The sequence below is a fragment of the Achromobacter agilis genome (genome assembly GCF_900496965.1).
Classification (GTDB): Bacteria; Pseudomonadota; Gammaproteobacteria; order Burkholderiales; family Burkholderiaceae_B; genus Achromobacter; species Achromobacter agilis.
The window spans coordinates 44,840-62,543 of the sequence record NZ_UFQB01000017.1; the positions used below are offsets into that span (position 1 = coordinate 44,840).

17 protein-coding genes are annotated in these 17,704 nt (G+C 67.2%); 13 read left to right on the forward strand and 4 right to left on the reverse strand.

The window, feature by feature from the left end; translation table 11 throughout:
- Window positions 1–5 precede the first annotated feature (5 nt).
- A complete protein-coding gene (locus AGI3411_RS19255; protein WP_129528941.1) occupies window positions 6–1,547 on the forward strand; it encodes a malonate--CoA ligase in 1,542 nt (513 codons plus the stop codon).
- Between the two features lie 217 nt (window positions 1,548–1,764).
- Window positions 1,765–2,736 (forward strand): Bug family tripartite tricarboxylate transporter substrate binding protein, encoded by a 972-nt coding sequence (locus AGI3411_RS19260; protein WP_129528942.1) that lies wholly within the window; start codon window positions 1,765–1,767, stop codon window positions 2,734–2,736.
- Window positions 2,737–2,778: 42 nt separating this feature from the next.
- Here the strand turns inward: AGI3411_RS19260 and AGI3411_RS19265 are convergent, their stop codons facing one another.
- Window positions 2,779–3,735, reverse strand: a complete 957-nt coding sequence (locus AGI3411_RS19265; protein WP_129528943.1) for an aldo/keto reductase — start codon at window positions 3,733–3,735, stop codon at window positions 2,779–2,781.
- A 193-nt stretch (window positions 3,736–3,928) separates the two neighbouring features.
- Here AGI3411_RS19265 and AGI3411_RS19270 point away from each other — a divergent pair, with 193 nt between their 5' ends.
- The 3 genes from AGI3411_RS19270 to AGI3411_RS19280 all read left to right on the forward strand — a co-directional run bounded on the left by AGI3411_RS19270 (window position 3,929) and on the right by AGI3411_RS19280 (window position 7,062).
- Window positions 3,929–4,900: an ABC transporter substrate-binding protein gene (locus AGI3411_RS19270; RefSeq protein WP_129528944.1), complete on the forward strand. Its 972-nt coding sequence runs from the start codon at window positions 3,929–3,931 to the stop codon at window positions 4,898–4,900.
- A 378-nt stretch (window positions 4,901–5,278) separates the two neighbouring features.
- Complete coding sequence (locus AGI3411_RS19275) at window positions 5,279–6,163, forward strand: ABC transporter permease (RefSeq protein WP_129528945.1); 885 nt, start codon at window positions 5,279–5,281, stop codon at window positions 6,161–6,163.
- 104 nt (window positions 6,164–6,267) lie between these two features.
- The gene (locus AGI3411_RS19280; RefSeq protein ID WP_129528946.1) at window positions 6,268–7,062 is read left to right on the forward strand and encodes an ABC transporter ATP-binding protein; all 795 of its coding nucleotides are present in this window, start codon (window positions 6,268–6,270) and stop codon (window positions 7,060–7,062) included.
- A gap of 313 nt (window positions 7,063–7,375) precedes the next feature.
- Here the strand turns inward: AGI3411_RS19280 and AGI3411_RS19285 are convergent, their stop codons facing one another.
- From AGI3411_RS19285 to AGI3411_RS19295, 3 genes are all read right to left on the reverse strand, one after another.
- Window positions 7,376–8,632, reverse strand: a complete 1,257-nt coding sequence (locus tag AGI3411_RS19285) for an NAD(P)/FAD-dependent oxidoreductase (protein ID WP_129528947.1) — start codon at window positions 8,630–8,632, stop codon at window positions 7,376–7,378.
- Window positions 8,633–8,722: 90 nt separating this feature from the next.
- Window positions 8,723–10,363 carry an NAD(P)-binding protein gene (locus AGI3411_RS19290; protein WP_129528948.1) on the reverse strand — a complete coding sequence of 547 codons (1,641 nt, stop codon included), beginning with the start codon at window positions 10,361–10,363 and terminating at the stop codon, window positions 8,723–8,725.
- Window positions 10,363–11,874, reverse strand: coding sequence for a polyamine aminopropyltransferase (locus AGI3411_RS19295; protein ID WP_129528949.1), 1,512 nt, complete (start codon window positions 11,872–11,874; stop codon window positions 10,363–10,365). The genes AGI3411_RS19290 and AGI3411_RS19295 overlap by 1 nt, the downstream gene beginning before the upstream one ends.
- 89 nt (window positions 11,875–11,963) lie before the next feature.
- Between AGI3411_RS19295 and AGI3411_RS19300 the strand changes: the two genes are divergently transcribed.
- The 8 genes from AGI3411_RS19300 to AGI3411_RS19330 all read left to right on the forward strand — a co-directional run bounded on the left by AGI3411_RS19300 (window position 11,964) and on the right by AGI3411_RS19330 (window position 17,680).
- Window positions 11,964–12,350: a DUF350 domain-containing protein gene (locus AGI3411_RS19300; RefSeq protein WP_129529038.1), complete on the forward strand. Its 387-nt coding sequence runs from the start codon at window positions 11,964–11,966 to the stop codon at window positions 12,348–12,350.
- 43 nt (window positions 12,351–12,393) lie between these two features.
- On the forward strand, window positions 12,394–13,428 hold the full coding sequence (locus AGI3411_RS19305) for an SPFH domain-containing protein (protein WP_129528950.1): 1,035 nt from the start codon (window positions 12,394–12,396) through the stop codon (window positions 13,426–13,428).
- 15 nt (window positions 13,429–13,443) lie between these two features.
- On the forward strand, window positions 13,444–14,913 hold the full coding sequence (locus AGI3411_RS19310) for a DUF4178 domain-containing protein (protein ID WP_129528951.1): 1,470 nt from the start codon (window positions 13,444–13,446) through the stop codon (window positions 14,911–14,913).
- Window positions 14,914–14,917: 4 nt separating this feature from the next.
- Entirely contained in the window at window positions 14,918–15,067 is a 150-nt protein-coding gene (locus AGI3411_RS30160) for a hypothetical protein (RefSeq protein WP_165359216.1), read from the forward strand.
- Window positions 15,064–15,414 (forward strand): adenosylmethionine decarboxylase, encoded by a 351-nt coding sequence (gene speD / locus AGI3411_RS19315; RefSeq protein WP_129528952.1) that lies wholly within the window; start codon window positions 15,064–15,066, stop codon window positions 15,412–15,414. The genes AGI3411_RS30160 and speD overlap by 4 nt, the downstream gene beginning before the upstream one ends.
- A 117-nt stretch (window positions 15,415–15,531) precedes the next feature.
- On the forward strand, window positions 15,532–16,290 hold the full coding sequence (modA, locus tag AGI3411_RS19320) for a molybdate ABC transporter substrate-binding protein (protein ID WP_129528953.1): 759 nt from the start codon (window positions 15,532–15,534) through the stop codon (window positions 16,288–16,290).
- A 23-nt stretch (window positions 16,291–16,313) separates the two neighbouring features.
- Window positions 16,314–16,997, forward strand: a complete 684-nt coding sequence (gene modB / locus AGI3411_RS19325) for a molybdate ABC transporter permease subunit (protein WP_129528954.1) — start codon at window positions 16,314–16,316, stop codon at window positions 16,995–16,997.
- A complete protein-coding gene (locus tag AGI3411_RS19330) occupies window positions 16,994–17,680 on the forward strand; it encodes an ATP-binding cassette domain-containing protein (RefSeq protein ID WP_129528955.1) in 687 nt (228 codons plus the stop codon). The genes modB and AGI3411_RS19330 overlap by 4 nt, the downstream gene beginning before the upstream one ends.
- Window positions 17,681–17,704: the final 24 nt, after the last annotated feature.

A 17,704-nucleotide genomic window follows, 5' to 3' on the forward strand; every position in this document is an offset into this window, starting at 1 on the left:
ACAAGGTGAGCAACGCTAATCTATATGCTGTCCTGCAAGGCGGCTTTCCCAAAGACCGCAGCAAAGTCGCGCTGGAAACGCCCGACCTGCAATACACCTGGGACGACATCGATCGCGCCACCGCGTGCATGGCCAACCTGCTGGCTTCGCTGGACCTGCCGGCCGGCTCGCGGGTGGCGGTGCAGGTAGAGAAGTCGCCGGAAGCGCTGCTGCTGTATCTCGCCACGCTGCGCGCGGGGCTGGTGTACCTGCCGTTGAACACGGCCTATCGCGAATCGGAAATCGAGTATTTCCTGGGCAACGCCGAGCCGGCCGTGGTCGTGTGCGCCAGCAAGAATCTGGAATGGGTGCGCCGCGCCGCCGACAAGGCGGGCTGCGCGCACGTATTTACGCTGGACGAAGACCGCAGCGGCAGCTTGCTGGACGCCGCGGGCGGCCTTTCGCAGACCTTCAAGACCGTGCCGCGCAAGCCCGACGACCTGGCGGCGATTCTGTACACGTCCGGCACCACCGGGCGCAGCAAGGGCGCCATGCTGTCGCACGGCAACCTGGCCGCCAACGCCCGCGTGCTGAACGATTACTGGGGCTGGCGCAAGGACGACGTGCTGTTGCACATGCTGCCCATCTTCCACGTGCACGGCCTGTTCGTGGCGTCCCACGGCGCGCTGCTGGCCGGCGCGAAGATGATCTGGCTGCCCAAGCTGGATGCCGACCTGGCCTTGCGCTATCTGCCGCAGAGCACGGTGATGATGGGCGTGCCGACGTACTACGTGCGCCTGCTGTCGGACCCCCGCTTCGACCGCGGCGTCTGCGCCAGGATGCGGCTGTTCATCTCGGGCTCGGCCCCCTTGCTGGCGGAAACCTTCTCCGATTTCCAGAAGCGCAGCGGCCACGCCATTCTGGAGCGCTACGGCATGAGCGAAACCGTCATGCTCACGTCCAACCCCTATGACCCGAAGCTGGGCGAGCGCCTGGCCGGCACCGTCGGCCGGGCCTTGCCGGGCGTGCAGGTGCGCGTGGTGGACGATGCCGGCATCGCGCTGGCGCCGGGCGAAATCGGCAACGTGCAGGTGCGCGGGCCCAACGTGTTTTCGGGTTACTGGCGCATGCCGGAGAAGACCCGCGAAGAATTCACCGACGACGGCTGGTTCAAGACGGGCGACGTGGGCCGCTGGGGCGGCGAATCCGCGGGGCGCGACGTGCCCGCCGATTACCTGTCCATCGTGGGCCGCAGCAAGGACCTGATCATCTCGGGCGGGTACAACGTCTATCCCAAGGAAATCGAGACGCTGATCGACGACATGCCCGGCGTGGCCGAATCCGCGGTCATCGGCGTGCCCCATGCCGACTTCGGCGAAGCCGTGGTGGCCGTGGTGGTGCCCAAGGAAGGCGCGGCGCTGGACGCGGCGGCCATGCAGGCCGAGCTGAAGGCGCGCATCGCCAACTTCAAGGTGCCCAAGCGCGTGCACATCATCGATCAGCTGCCGCGCAACACCATGGGCAAGGTCCAGAAGAACGTGCTGCGCGAAACCTACCAGGCGCTCTGAGCCTCGCCGGCGGCCGCCGCTGCCCTCGCGGGGGAGCGGCCTTCCCGCCGCGGGCCGGCAAGCGCGCAACGCCCGCGAGCAGCGGGGCAATCTTACATTTCAGGAGCCCATTCCCAGATAGAGCCACCAAACCCGAGCAGCTTCATTCAATAAAAAATTCGAGAGACGAGACGCACTAGAATCGCGCCGTCCCCATGCTGCAGCAAGAGGAGACAATATGAAATATCGCACTATCGCCGCGGCTGTGTTCGCCGTGTTTGCCGTGGGCGCAAGCGGCGCCGCCGCCGCGCAATGGCCCGAGCGCCCGATCACGCTGATCGTGCCTTTCCCCGCCGGAGGCGGCACGGACACTTTCGCCCGTCCGCTGGCCCAGCAACTGACCACGCAGCTGGGCCAGACGGTGGTCATCGACAACAAGGGCGGCGCGGGCGGGACCGTGGGCGCCGGTGTGGCGGCCAAGGCCAGGCCCGACGGCTACACCTTCTTCATGGGCGGCGCGCACCACGCGCTGGCCCCGTCGCTGTACAAGAACCTGAACTACGACATCCAGAAGGATTTCGTGCCGGTGGCGCTCGTCGCGCAGCCGCCGCAGGTGATCGTCATCAACCAGGGCAAGCTGCCGGTGAAGACCGTCCAGGAGCTCATCGCCTACGCCAAGAAGCGCCCCGGCGAAATCAACTTTGGCACGGCGGGCAAGGGCAGCACGCACCATCTGGCCGGCGAGCTGTTCGCGATGCAGACCGGCATCAAGCTGGTGGACGTCCCGTACCAGGGCGCCGGGCCGATGCTGTCGGCGCTGATCGGCGGCCAGGTAGACCTGGCGTTCGACGGACTGGGCTCGTCGGCCGGCCACATCCGCGCGGGCTCGATCAAGCCGCTGGCGGTGGCCGCTACCGAACGCTCGCCGTCGCTGCCCGACGTGCCCACCGCCGCCGAGGCGGGCGTGCCGAACTACGTGGTGTCGACCTGGTACGCGATCTGGGCGCCGGCAGGCACGCCCAAGGAGGCCGTCGACAAAATGAGCGCCGAAATCACCAAGGCCTTGAACGCGCCGAAAATCAAGGAAACCTGGGCCGGCAACGGTTCGGCGGTGCCGACGCTGACCGGCGCCGAGTTCGGCAAGTTCGTCGACAGCGAGGTCGACCGCTGGGCCAAGGTGGTGAAGGATTCCGGCGTCAAGCTGGATTGACGGGGAAAGGGCGGGCGCGCGCCAGCCGGCGCGCGCCGCGCTTCAGTGCCAGTCGCTGGCCTGGCTGAGCTTGGCCAGCTGGTCGTGCGTCAGCGTCAGGCTGGCGGCCTTGACCAGTTCGTCCAGCTGCGCCAGCGAGGTGGCGCTGACGATTGGGGAGGTGATGCCAGGCTGGGCGATCTGCCAGGCCAGCGCGGCCTGCGCGGGCGTGCAGCCGGCTTCCTCGGAGACGTCGTCCAGTGCCTTCAGGATGCGGTAGCCGCGGTCGTTCAGATAGGTTTCGACGATCTTGCGGCCGCGCGGGCTCTTGTCCGCGTCGGCGGGGCTGCGGTACTTGCCGCTGAGAAAGCCGCTGGCCAGCGCGTAATAGTTGATCGTGCCCATCTGCTGCGTCTTCACCAGGCTTTGCAGTCCGGATTCGAAGGGCTCGCGGCGGTACAGGTTGTATTCGGGCTGGATGCTCTCGTAGCGCGGCAGGCTGTGCCGTTCGCTGGTGATCAGGGCTTCGGACAGCCGCACGGCGGTGTAGTTGGAGGCGCCGATGGCGCGCACCTTGCCCGACTCCATGTGCTTGGCGTATTCGGCCAGGGTGTCGGTCAGCGGTGTGTCGGGATCGTCCTGGTGCGACTGGTACAGGTCCACGTAGTCCGTCTGCAGGCGGGCGAGCGATGCTTCCAGGGAGCGGCGGATGTAGGCCGGCGCCAGCCCCTTGGCGTCGGGCCCCATTTCCATGCCGACCTTGGTGGCGATGAGCACGCGGTCGCGCTTGCCCGAACGCTTGAGCCATTTGCCGATCAGCGTCTCGGATTCCCCGCCCTGGTTGCCTTTGACCCATCGGGAATACACATCGGCCGTGTCGATGAAATTCAGGCCCGCATCCACCATGGCGTCCAGCAGGGAGTACGTGCCGGCCTCGTCCACGGTCCAGCCGAAGACGTTGCCGCCGAAGGTGAGCGGAGGAATCTGCAGGCCGGAACGGCCCAATGCGCGTTTGATCATGGTGAGGCCTCTGGAAGCGGCGGGGGGCTGCAAGACGGGCGCCGGACGGTATGCACCATTACAGGGATTCCCCCCAAGTCATTTTGGGTGACGGCAAGTTAGACTATACGGCTTTATGGTCAGGCTGGCCGGCAAGGTGCCGGCGGCGGCCATAATCAAATGGACAAACACCAAGGGTTCAAGGAGCTTACCTATGCTGATCGGAAAAAAACATTTTCTGACGGTTGGCGCCATGGCATTGGCGATGGCTATCGCCGCGCCCGTGGCCGCGCAGCAGAAGTCGGTGGCGGTCACCGCCATCGTCGAGCATCCGGCGCTGGACGCCGTGCGTGACGGGGTGCAAGACGCCCTCAAGCAGGCCGGCTACGAGCCGGGCAAGAACCTGAAGTGGCAATACCAGAGCGCCCAGGGCAACAACGGCACCGCCGCGCAGATCGCGCGCAAGTTCGTGGGCGACAGGCCCGATGCCATCGTCGCGATCGCCACGCCGTCGGCGCAGGCCGTCGTCGCCGCCACCAAGGACGTGCCGGTGGTGTATTCCGCCGTTACCGATCCGGTCGCCGCCCAACTGGTTCCCAGCATGGACGCCTCGGGCACCAACGTGACCGGCGTGTCGGACCTGCTGGCGCTGGACAAGCAGGTCGAGCTGATCAAGAAGATCGTCCCCAACGCCAAGCGCGTGGGCATGGTCTACAACCCGGGCGAGGCCAACTCGGTCGTGGTCGTGAAGAAGCTCCAGGAAATCCTGCCCAAGGCGGGCATGAGCCTGGTCGAAGCCGCCGCGCCGCGTTCCGTGGACGTGGCCTCCGCCGCCCGCAGCCTGATCGGCAAGGTCGACGTCATCTACACCAACACGGACAACAACGTCGTGTCCGCCTATGAATCGCTGGTCAAGGTCGGCAACGACGCCAAGATCCCGCTGATCGCTTCCGACACCGACAGCGTCAAGCGCGGCGGCATCGCCGCCCTGGGCATCAACTACCGCGACCTGGGCGTGCAGACGGGCAAGATCGTGGTGCGCATCCTCAAGGGCGAGAAGCCGGGCGCCATCCCCTCGGAAACCAGCTCCAAGCTCGAGCTCTACGTGAACCCGGGCGCGGCCGCCAAGCAGGGCGTGACGCTGCCCGACGCGGTGATCAAGTCTGCCGCGGTGGTCGTGAAGTAATTCAATACCGTACCCGCCCCGCCATGCCTACCCGGCGTGCGCGGGGTTTTTCTTGAGTTTTTGCTTTACCCAAGGTCTTCAGGGCGGCAGCGTTCACGAGATGCTCGCGGCCCGGCGCGATGTGCTGGTCTTGAATGGCCCGGCGGCCCACCCACGTGGCGCGGCGCCCGGCGTTTTTGCTCCCTGAACGGTCCTGCGGACTCCCGCCGGCGGATTTTTGCCGCCCGGCGCGGGAATGCTTTGGCAGGAAACGAGAGAAAATCACGGGTTGGGAAACGTTTATTGCGAAAGCTGGGGTAAAACTGACCCCGAAACGCAAGAAATCCGACGTTTCAACTCTTTAATATGCTCGTTTCTTACCTTATCTGGATTTGACCCATGTCATTGTTTTCGTTGTTGGGCGCGCTGGAGATCGGCTTGATCTTCAGCCTGGTGGCCTTGGGCGTGTTCATCTCCTTCCGCCTGCTGCGCTTCCCGGACCTGACCGTTGATGGCAGCTTCCCGCTGGGCGGAGCCGTCTGTGCCACGCTGATCGCGTCGGGCACCGATCCGTTCCTGGCCACCGTCATCGCCACGATCGCCGGCGCCGCCGCAGGCCTGGTCACCGGCTGGCTGAACGTGAAACTGAAGATCATGGATCTGCTGGCGAGCATCCTGATGATGATCGCCCTGTATTCGGTCAACCTGCGCATCATGGGCAAGCCCAATGTGCCGCTGATCACCGAATCCACCGTCTTTACCGTCCTGCAGCCGGCCTGGCTGTCGGACTACGTCGCCCGCCCGCTGATCCTGGCCGTCATCGTGGTCCTGGCCAAGCTTGCGTTGGACTGGTTCTTCGCTACGCAGACCGGGCTGGCCGTGCGCGCCACCGGTTCCAACGGCCGCATGGCCCGCGCCCAGGGCGTGAACACCGGCCGCATGATCCTCGGCGGCATGGCGCTGTCCAACGCGCTGGTCGCGCTGGCAGGCGCGCTGTTCGCCCAGACCCAGGGCGGCTCGGATATTTCCATGGGCATCGGCACCATCGTGATCGGCCTGGCCGCGGTGATCGTGGGCGAGAGCATCCTGCCGTCGCGCAAGCTGGTGCTGGCGACGCTGGCCGTCATCATCGGCGCCATCGTCTACCGCTTCTTCATCGCCCTGGCCCTCAACAGCGATTTCATCGGCCTGAAGGCGCAGGACCTGAACCTCGTCACGGCGGTGCTGGTCACGATCGCGCTGGTGATCCCCATGCTGAAGCGCCGCCTGGTCGGCAAGCGATAACCCGTCCAAGACGCCCGCGGCGTTCCCTCTGGGGCGCCTCGGCGCGGCGGGTTGCACTGGATTCGTGCGGCGCACGTGTTGCGGCTGCACAAGGGAGTACTGAAATGTTGTCTGCAAAAGACTTGAAAATTACCTTCAACGCCGGGACGCCGATCGAGACGCGCGCCTTGCGCGGTCTGTCGCTGGAAATCCCGTCGGGCCAGTTCGTGACCGTCATCGGCTCCAACGGCGCCGGCAAGTCCACGTTCCTCAATGCGGTCTCGGGCGACCTGTCGGTCGATTCCGGGCGCATCGACATCAATGGCGTGGACGTCACGCGCCAGCCGGTCTGGGCACGCGCGGGCAGCGTGGCCCGGGTGTTCCAGGACCCGATGGCCGGCACCTGCGAAGACCTGACCATCGAAGAGAACATGGCGCTGGCGCAGATGCGCGGCGCCCGCCGCGGCTATAGTCGCGCCGTTAAGGCGTCCATGCGCGAGGGGTTCCGCGAACGCCTGGCCACGCTGGGCCTGGGCCTGGAAAACCGCCTGGCCGACCGCATCGGCCTGCTGTCGGGCGGGCAGCGGCAGGCGGTCAGCCTGCTGATGGCGGCCTTGCAGCCGTCGCGCATCCTGCTGCTGGACGAGCATACGGCGGCGCTGGATCCCCGCACGGCGGACTTCGTGCTGCAGCTGACGGCGCGCATCGTCTCGGAAAGCAAGCTCACCACGATGATGGTTACGCACAGCATGCGCCAGGCCCTGGACGTCGGCGACCGCACGGTCATGCTGCACCAGGGGCAGGTGGTGCTGGACGTCTCGGGCGACGAGCGCCGCGGCATGGACGTGCCGGACCTGCTCGCGATGTTCGAGCGCGTGCGCGGCGAGAAGATTTCCGACGACGCCTTGCTGCTGGGATAGGCGCCGATGCGTCAGTCTCTGACACCCGTACGAGACAATCTATGGGCTGCGGCGGTGCCGCCCGGGTGTCAGACACCAAGGCTTTCCGTTGGTGTCTGGCACCCGGCAACGCCTGCTTCAGCCGGACGGGTATTTCGTAGGGGTGTCAGACACTTGCGTAGTGTCTGACACCCGTACGAGACAATCTATGGCTTGTTGCGGCGCCGCCGGGGTGTCAGACACCCAGGCCTTCCGTTGGTGTCTGACACCCGGCAACGTCTGCTTCAGCCGGACGGGCATTTTGTAGATACAAGGGGTGTCAGACACTGGGGCGTCAGGCACTGGCGAGAAAACGTTCCGGCCGGAACGCGCGGTGCCGCGCCGTGGCGCCTTCCTCGCACATGAGCTCGCCCAGAATCCTGGCCGTGCCCGGCGCGGTGCTGAACCCGATGTGCTGATGCCCCAGCGCCAGCCACAGGCCCGGATGGCGCGGCGCCTGGCCGATCATCGGGCGGCTGTCGGGCAGCGTCGGACGCCGGCCCAGCCAGGCGTGCTCGTCCAGGCGCCGGTCCAGGGGAAAGGCCTCGCGGGCGCGGGCCTCCGCCAGATCGAGCTGTTCGGGGCGGGCGGGCGCCTCGCACGCGTCCAGTTCCACGCCGGTGGTCAACCGCAGGCCCCGGGCCATGGGCGACAGCACGTAGCCGCCGCCGGTGTCATGCACGGGACGCGACAGGCTCGCCCCTTCCAAGCCGCTGTAGTGCATGTGATAGCCCCGCTCGAACGCCAGGGGCAGGTCGATGCCGGCGGTCTTCAGCAAGCTTTTCGACCATGGCCCCAGGGCCACGACCAGCCGGTCCGCCGACAGCGATGCGGAATCGTGTCCGCCCTGGATCGTCCAGCGCTGGCCGTCGCGGCGGATGGCGCCGGCAGCCATTTGCGTGAAGGCGCCGCCACGGCGGCGGAACAGATCGGCATAGGCCGCGGTGACTTCGTGCGGATCATCGACCGAATACGAGCCCTGGATCCACAGCGCGCGGGGGAAGATCGGCGACAGGGCGGGTTCGACCTCGGCCACTTCGGCGGCGTTCAGTGCCTGGGCCGGCACGTCGTATTGCGCGAACGTCCGGCGCGCCAATTCGCTGCCGTTCCATGCCTGTTCCGAGCGGTACAGCAGCATCCAGCCGGTATCGCGCAGCCGGTGCAAGGCGCCGGCCTCGCCCAGCAGGCGCAGGTGCTCGGGCGCGGACACGCGGATCAGGCCGTCCAGCGCCGCCACGGTTTCCCTGAAGACCGAAGGCCGGGCGTTCAGGAGGAAGCGCGTTGCCCAGCCCAGGTTCTTCGCCAGGTAGTTCCACCGGTACCGGAACTGGACGGTGTCGTTCTTCAAGAGCCGGGGCAGCTGGGCCCACAGGCCGGGGTGGTTGAAGGGCATGAGCGAACTGCGGGCGATCACGCCGGCGTTGCCCAGCGAGGTTTCGCGCCCGGGCTCCTGCCGGTCGACCAGGGTGACCGACATGCCCCGGCGCAACAGCTCAAGCGCGCAGCACACACCCACGATGCCCGCACCGAGGACGACGACCTGCTTTCCCATACGCTTCCACCCGAGTTTCGCCAAAAGCCGCCGTGCCGCCGGCGGGGACGCCGAATTGTATTGCAGCGGGCCTTGCGGCACGCGCCGGTATCAGGCCTGCGCAGGCGCCTGCCCGAGGATCCTGCCCGCCGCCACGACGCCCCACCACGCGGCTTCTTCGAACACGGAATAGCCGGACAAATCCGCATGCGCGAACAGCACGGGGCCGTCCACGTCGCGCAGGGCGGCCAGGCCCGGGTTGGACAGATAGCCGCATAAGGGCGAGGCCATGGCGTGGCCGCGCACCGTGATCTCCAGCGCCCGCGCGCGCCGCCAGAATTCCTTGCCGTACGCGGCGACCAGGTCGGCGGCGGCTTCCGCGCGCAGCGCGTCGGGGCTGGCGGCGGCGAGCCAGTCGCGCGCGGCCCGCGGCGTCTGTCCGCTCAACGCGTGATAGGCCGTGAAGACGCTGCGCGGCGACGGGGCCACGCGCAGCAGTTGGTGCGTGGACACGACATAGCCCAGCGCCCGTCCGCCGTAGACCACGTTGTCCCAGGACAGCGGCTCGCCGGGGGCCTCGGCGGGATAGCCGTCCATGATGAAGTTCGACACCATCCAGGGCGCGTGCGAGGACGCGTGCACGGCCGGGTCGTAGCCGTAGGCGCGGATGTCGGGCAGGATGCGCTGGGCCACGAACAGCGGCATCGCGCATACCGTGCGGCGGGTCTGCACGGTGTAGGCGGCGGGCGCGGGGCCGGGCGCAAGGCAGGTGACCAGGGGGCCGGCGGCCGTGTCCTGGACCCGCAAGGCGGTGCCGGCGACCAGCCAGCCGGCATGGCCGAGCTTGCGTGTGATGGCGTCGCGCATGCGGTCGGCCAGCACGGACAGGCCGCCGGGCCAGGTCAGCACCGCGCCTTCGCCGGCGTTCGCGGCGTGCCCGTCGCGGCTGGCGAAATAGTGCAGGCCGGCCCAGGCCGACACCACGTCGTACCGCGCGCCGTAGTCGTCGCGGCAGCAATAGTCCAGGTACCAGTGCAGCGCCGCGGAAGAATAGCCTTCGCGCTCCAGCCACTGCTTGAACGTGAGGGCGTCCAGCGCGCGCCAGGCGGGATCGCGGGACGACAGCGCCAGCGGAATGCTGAAGACCTTGCGGCCGTCGCTGCCGGTCTCGGTGCGCAGGCGTTCCACCAGGGCAAGGAAACGGCGGTGCTGGGCCAGTTCCGCCTCGGGCAGGCCGGCCATGGGCAGCAGGCCGTCTTCCCAGCGGCCATCGCGCAGCAGCCGTTCCTGCGGCGAATGCGCCAGCACGGCCTCGTCGTAGTACGGACGGAGCTCGCCCGCGCCGCTTTCGATGATGCCGAAGTCGGCCAGCATCTCGCGCACGTGCGAAGACGCGAGCGACGGCAACGGCAGGTAATGGGCCCCCAGGGGATAGTCCAGGCCGTCGCGCCGGCCCGCGGCCGCGTTGCCGCCGAACTCGGGGCCCTGCACCACGATGAAGTCCGTGTAGCCTTCGCGCGCCAGCTTCCAAGCGCAGGACAGGCCGGCGACGCCGGAGCCCAGGATCGCCACGCCATGCTGGCGGCTTGCCGTGGGCGGCGGCCAGGGTGCGCCGTCGCGCAGGGCGTGGCCGGCCTGCATGCCGGGATAGCGGACGTCCGGCGTGGTTTCGACGATGCGCGATCGCCAGTAGCCGGCGGTGCCGGCGGCGGCGGCCGTGGCCGCGCCCAACAGGAAGCTGCGGCGGCGCATCAGCGGATGACCTGGCGCCAGTCCTCGTCGAAGTAACGCACGAGCGACTGCTCATTCAAGCGGTTGGGCGGCATCGCGAGCGCCGGCATGTCGGCCGGGAAATGGAACAGCTCGCGCGTCGTGACGGGATCCAGGTAGCGCGTGGCCACGGTGATGCTCTCCGGCGGCGCGTAGTCCTTGCGCTTGCCGGCCAGGATGAAGCCCCAGTCGCCGAAGGAGGGCACGTAGACGTGGTACGGCCAGGTGTTCAGGCCGGCCTCCTTCAGGGTGGCGTCCACGCTCCAGAACGAGCGCGGCGCGAAGTAGGGCGAGGTGGACTGGACCACCAGGTACCCGTTCTCGGCCAGGTGGCGCGCCATCAGGTGGTAGACGGGCACCGAGTACAGGCGGCCGAGGCCGAAATTGGACGGGTCTGGAAAGTCCACCACGATGAAGTCGTAGACTTCGGCGTGGGTTTCCAGCCAGCGGCCGGCATCGTCGTTGATGACCTTGACCCGCGGATCCTTCAGCGACCCTTCGTTCAGCCGGGTCAGCGGCTCGGAGCGCGAGAACAGCCCCGTCATGGCGGGGTCCAGGTCCACCAGCGTCACGTGCTCGACATGCTTGTACTTGAGGATCTCGCGCACGGCCAGGCCGTCGCCGCCACCCAGCACCAGCACGTTGCGCGCCCAGGGCAGGGCCTGCAGTCCGGGGTGCACCAGGGACTCGTGGTAACGGTGCTCGTCGCGCGACGAGAACTGCAGGTTGCCGTTGATGTACAGGCGCAGGTCGTCGTGCCAGCGCGTGACCACCAGGCGCTGGTAGGGCGTGGTTTCCGCATGCACGACCTCGTCGCCGTAGAGGCCTTTCTCGGCCCAGGCCGTCATGTTGCCGGAATACAGGAAGCCCAGGCCCAGGAACCCGATCACCACGCAGGCGCGGACGGCGCGTTCACCGGGCCGGCGGACCTCGGCGCGGAACAGCCAGGTGGTCCAGAGGGCCACGCTCGCGTTCAGCATGCCGAACAGAAAGCCGGTGCGCAGCAGCCCCAGCTTGGGCGCGAGCAGCAAGGGAAACACCAGCGATACGGCAAGCGCGCCCAGGTAGTCGAAGGTCAGCACGCGGCTGACGATTTCCCGGAACTCGGCCTTGCGCTGGTTGAATACGCGCATCACCAGCGGAATCTCCATGCCGACCATCAGGCCGATGATGAAGACGCCGACGTACAAGGCGGCGCGGAACGGCGCGGACAGCCACGCGAAGACGAGGAACAGCACGGCGGCCGATACGCCGCCCAGCAGCGCGACCAGCAGCTCCACGTCGATAAATCGATTCAAAACGTCTTCGTCTTTTACATATTTTGACAACCATGAGCCGATGCCCATGGCGAACAGATAGCAGCCGATGACGGAAGAGAACTGGAGGATGGAATCCCCAAGCAAATAGCTGGCGAGCGCGCTGCTGATGAGCTCATAGCCCAGGCCGCAGGAGGCGACGATCAATACCGAGAGGATGAGAACGCGGTCGCGCATGAGGTGTCCGACACGAAAAATGCGTTCGCAGTATATCGAAGCCCGCGTATATACTGCGCGCAATTGGGAGGCTGGCAATGGGAGAAGCAATGCATCCGGCGGTGACCTATCTGATTTATATGGCATCGGCGCTCGCCATGCTGGGCGTTTTCACCGGGGTCTATACGGCCGTTACGCGCTATCGGGAATTCGAACTCATCCGCGAAGGCAATATCGCCGCCGTGCTCTCTTATGGCGGCGCGCTCGTGGGCTTCAGCTTCACGCTGTGCGCCAGTATCGCCATCCATGCGAGCTTCGTCATGTTCCTGGTATGGGGCATTGCCGCCATGCTGGTCCAGATCGTCGTGTACGTGGTGGTGGCGCGGTGCATCCGCGGCATGAACGACGCCATCGAGGAAAACAATATCGCCATGGGCGGGCTGATCGGTTCGATTTCGATCGCCGCCGGCATCGTCAACGCCGCCTGCCTGACCTGATCCAGGCAGGCGCGCCGACTCCGACCCGACAGGAGGACTTTCCATGAGTCTCGGTTCATTCATCCGCAAGCAGTTCATCGACATCCTGCAATGGAACGAGGATCGCGACGGCGTGCTCGCCTGGCGCCATCCGATGCAGGATTTCGAAATCCAGTACGGCGCGAGCCTGACCGTGCGCGAATCGCAGATGGCGGTCTTCGTCAACGAAGGCAAGGTGGCCGACGTGTTTGGCCCCGGCATGTACAAGCTGACGACGCAGACCCTGCCGATCCTGACCTACCTGAAGAACTGGGACAAGCTGTTCGAATCCCCCTTCAAGTCGGACGTGATCTTCTTCAGCACCCGCCTGCAGCTGGGGCGGCGCTGGGGCACGGCGCAGCCGGTCACGCTGCGCGACAGCGAGTTCGGCATGGTGCGCCTGCGCGCGTTCGGCGTGTACTCGTACCAGATCTCCGATCCCGGCAAGTTCTACCGCGAGATCAGCGGCACGCGCGACGAATACACCGTCGACGACCTGGAAGCGCAGCTGCGCAACATGGTGGTCGCGGCCATGACCACCGCGCTGGGCAGCTCCAAGGTGCCGTTTCTGGACATCGCCGGCAACCAGGGGCTGATGTCGCAAAGCATCGGCGAGCAGCTGGCGCCGGTGTTCGACCGCTACGGCGTCAAGCTGGACAATTTCACGGTCGAGAACGTTTCGCTGCCGGAAGAGCTGCAGAAGGCGCTGGATACGCGGATTTCGATGGGCATGGCTGGCGACCTGGGCAAGTTCACCCAGTACCAGACCGCCACCTCGATCCCGCTGGCGGCGCAGAACGAAGGCGGCATCGCCGGCATCGGCGCGGGCCTGGCGGCCGGCGCGGCGCTGGGCCAGACCATGGCGCAAGGCCTGGGCGCGGCCCAGGGGCAGCCGCCGCAGCAGGCCTCGCAGCAAGCGCCGCAGCAGGCCCCGGCCGCCGCTGGCGCGGATCCGGTACAACGCCTGCAGCAGCTCAAGGACTTGCTGGACAAGGGGCTGATCACGGCCGCGGACTACGATTCGGCCAAGGCCGAAGTGCTGAAGCAGCTTACCCACTAGCGTGAACAGGTCCTAATGCAACAGGTTCTGTGCCCGCAGTGCGGCGCCCCAGTCAAGTTCACGTCCACCGCTTCGGTCATGGCGGTCTGCGGCGCCTGCCGCAGCACCTTGCTGAAGGATGCCGAGTCGGTCAAGCGCATCGGCGAAATGGCCGACGTCCTGGAGGATTACTCGCCCCTGTGCCTGGGCGCGGCCGGCAAGCATGAGGGCAAGCGCTTCGACGTGATCGGCCGCATCCAGCTGCGCTACGGGGAAGGCTTCTGGAACGAGTGGTACCTGTGGTTCGAGGACGGCTCCGACGGCTGGTTGTCGGACGCGTCGGGCCAGTATGCCGTGACCCGGCGGCGCAAGGTGAAGGCCGCGCAGGGCCTGCCGGCGTTCGAGGACATCGCGCCGGGCGACGAGCTGAAGCTGGACGGCCAGCGCTTCACGGCCGCCGACGTGCGGGCCTGCGACGCGGGCGGGGCGCAAGGCGAATTGCCGTTCGTGCCGGGCGAGGGCTGGCAGGCCAAGGTGGCGGACTTCCGCAGCCTGGACGCCTTCCTGACGCTGGACTTTTCCGACGGGCCCGAGCCCGAGCTCTATATCGGCAAGGCGTTCGAGCTGTCGGCCATGCAGGCCGGCTCGCTGCGCACCCACGAGCAAGTAGAGGAAACCGCCGGCCGTTTCCGCGGCCAGATCAAGGCGCTGGACTGCCCGAATTGCGGCGGCCCGATCAGTTTCGTGGCCGCCATGGCCACTCAGGTCGTCTGCCCGTCGTGCTCGGCGGCCGTCGATTGTTCGGGCCCCACCGCCGAAGTCATCGAAAAGGCCCGCAAGGTCAAGGCGATCAAGACCACGCTGCCGCTGGGCGCGCAGGCCACGATCGACGGCGCGTCCTATACCCTCATCGGCCTGATGAAATGCGCCGACCCGGATCCCGAAGAGCCCTCGGACTGGATCGAGTACCTGCTGTTCAATCCGGCCAAGGGCTTCATCTGGCTGGTGGAAACGGACGAGGGCTGGGAGCGCGTGCAGGTCTGCGATACCTGGCCCAGCCATAACAACGCGACCAGCGTGCGCTGGCGTTCCAAGCTGTACCACAAGCTGTACGACTACACCTCGCGGGTCGAGCTGGCGCTGGGCGCCTTCAACTGGCGGGTGAAGGTGGGCGACAGCACCAAGATCACGGACTACAAGGCCGGCAATCTGAAGCTGACCCGCGAATTGAGCGAGTCGGAACTGGGCTGGTCGGCCTCCGGCCCCGTGGCGCCGGCGCAACTGGCCGAATGGTTCGGCGATCCAGAACTGGCCAAGCAGAAGGCCATGCCCCTGGGCGGCAAGAGCGGCGGTTATCGCAAATGGGCCTGGACGGCGATGATCGCGCTGGGCTTCCTGAACCTGGGCAATATTTTCAGCGGACGCTTCTTGCCCATCCTGATCGGTCTGGCGTTTCTCTGGTTCCCCGCCACGCTGGCGGACAAACTTTCCGGCAAGGACGAATAGCGAGATGGGCAAGATCCTGTATGCCATCTATGCAGTGGTGGTCGTGCTGACCGCGACGAGCGCAAGTTCGACCGGCTACAGCAGCGGAAGCGGCGGCAGCTGGGGCGGCAGTTCCGGCAGTTCGGGCTGGTCCTCGGGCGGATCCCACAAGTGACGCTGCACGCAACACCCGGCCGCCACGTGCTGGCCGACTTCCGTGGCGTGCAGGCCAGCCGCCTGACGGATCCGCAGGCGCTGGAACGCCAGTTGATCGAGGCGGCGCAGGCTGCCGGCGCGCGCGTGCTGAGTGCCCATTTCCACCATTTCGGCGCTGGCGCCGGCGTCACCGGCGTCGTCATGCTGAGCGAATCCCACATCAGCATCCATTCCTGGCCCGAGCACCGCTTCGCGGCCCTGGATATCTTCATGTGCGGCACGGCCCGGCCGGAACTCGCGCTGGCGCATCTGCAGGCGCAATTGGCGCCGGAATCGGTGCACGTCACCACGGTGGCGCGCGGCTGAGGGCCGCCGACGCTTCTTCTTGATCTGGCGCAATCTCCCCGGCCAAACTGCATTGACGAGCGTTATATACCTGGATATATTTCGTTGCCAACACAGCGATTCCGCAGGGAGAAAAACATGTTCCGCAAACGCCAGATCGTGGCGCTTTCCATGGCTTTGGCCGCCGCCTGGGGCGCCAGCGCCCACGCCGGCGACCTGGTGGTGTCCGCCGCCGCCAGCCTGACCAACGCCTTCAAGGAAGTGGCGCAGGGCTACGAGAAAACGCACCCCGGCACCAAGGTGATCCTGAATTTCGGCGCCTCGGACGTGCTGCTGCAGCAGATCGTCAAGGGCGCGCCCGCAGACGTCTTTGCGTCGGCCGACCAGAAGGCCATGGACAAGGCCGTCGAGGAAAAGGCCGTCAAGCCCGCCTCCCGCGTGGACTTCGCCGCCAACCAGGTCGTGCTGATCGTGCCGGCGGACAGCAAGGCCGGCATCACGTCCCTGAAGGACCTGACCCGCGATGACGTCAAGCGCATCGCCTACGGCAATCCGGCCTCGGTGCCGGTGGGGCGCTACACGCAAGGCGCGCTGGAGGCCGCCGGCCTCTGGGACGCCGTGCAGGCCAAGAGCGTGCTGGCCCAGAACGTGCGCCAGAGCCTGGACTACGTGGCGCGCGGCGAGGTGGACGCGGGCTTTGTGTTCGCCACCGACGCGGCCATCATGGCCGGCAAGGTCAACGTGGCCGTGCGCGTGCCGTCGCAGACGCCGGTCACCTATCCCATCGCCGTGACCACGCGCGAGGCGGCCGCCAAGGAAGCCGAAAGTTTCGTCGCCTATGTGTTGTCGCCCGACGGTCAGGCGATACTGTCGCGGTACGGCTTCCAGAAGCCCTGAGTCCTGTTGAATCGTAGGCATTGATGAGTGATCCGGTCTGGGTCCCGCTGCTGCTTTCCCTGAAAGTGGCGGGTTGGGCGACGTTGTTGGCGACGGTGTCGGGTACGGGCGCGGCCTATGCGCTGTCGCGCTGGCGCTGGCCCGGCCGCGACCTGCTGGACGCCATCCTGACGCTGCCGCTGGTGCTGCCGCCGACCGTGCTCGGGTACTACCTGCTGGTGCTGCTGGGCCGCCGCGGCATCATCGGCGAGACGCTGGCCGGCTGGGGGATCGAACTGGTCTTCACCTGGCAGGGGGCGGTGATCGCGGCCTCCGTGGTGGCGTTTCCGCTCGTGTTCAAGTCCGCCCGCGCCGCCTTCGAGAACGTCGACGGCCAGCTGGAGAACGCGGCGCGCGTGCTGGGCGTGTGCGAGGCGGGGGTGTTCTTCCGCGTGACCCTGCCCCTGGCCGCGCGCGGCATCGCCGCCGGCGTGCTGCTCGCCTTCGCGCGGGCGCTGGGCGAATTCGGCGCCACGCTGATGATCGCCGGCAACCTGCCCGGGCGCACCCAGACCTTGTCGGTGGCCATCTACGAGGCCGTGCAGGCGGGCGACGACGCCACGGCCAACATGCTGGTGCTGGTGACGTCCGCGACCTGCGTCGTGGTCCTGCTGCTGGCCGGCAGGCTGGTGCCCATCGGCGGCCGGCGGGACGGAGGGCGGCGATGAGCGTCAGCATCCAGGTCCGCAAGCGGATGGTGTCGGGCGATCAGCGCTTCGCGCTGGATGTCGCCTTCGAATCGTCGGCCAAGCGCATCGCGCTGTTCGGGCCGTCCGGCGCGGGCAAGAGCCTGACCTTGCGCGCGGTGGCCGGGCTGCTGCGTCCGGATTCGGGCCGCATCGAGATCAATGGCCGCGTGCTGTACGACGCCGAGACGGGCGTCTGCCTGCCGGCGCAGTCGCGCCGCGTCGCCTACCTGTTCCAGGACTATGCCTTGTTCCCCCACCTGACCGTGGCGCAGAACATCGCTTTCGGCCTGCGCCGCGGCTGGCGCAATCCGCCCCGGCGCGAAGTCGGGCCCCAGGCGCAGCGCTGGGTGGACGCCTTCGAGCTGCGGTCCATCGTGGGCAGCTATCCGAGCGAGATCTCGGGCGGGCAGAAGCAGCGGGTGGCCCTGGCGCGCGCGCTCATGCTGCAGCCCGACATCCTGTTGCTGGACGAGCCGTTCTCGGCGCTGGACGCGCAGTTGCGGGGCAGGATGCGGCTGGAGCTCAATGCGCTGCAGCGGCAGCTGGACGTGCCGATGCTGCTGATCACGCACGACCCGGCCGACGTGGACGCGCTGGCCGACGAGGTGTTCGAGGTGCGCGAGGGCAGGGTGCGGCGTTACGACTCGGACGTAGGCGTTTAGCGGCTGCGGATCTTGGCCCTGTAG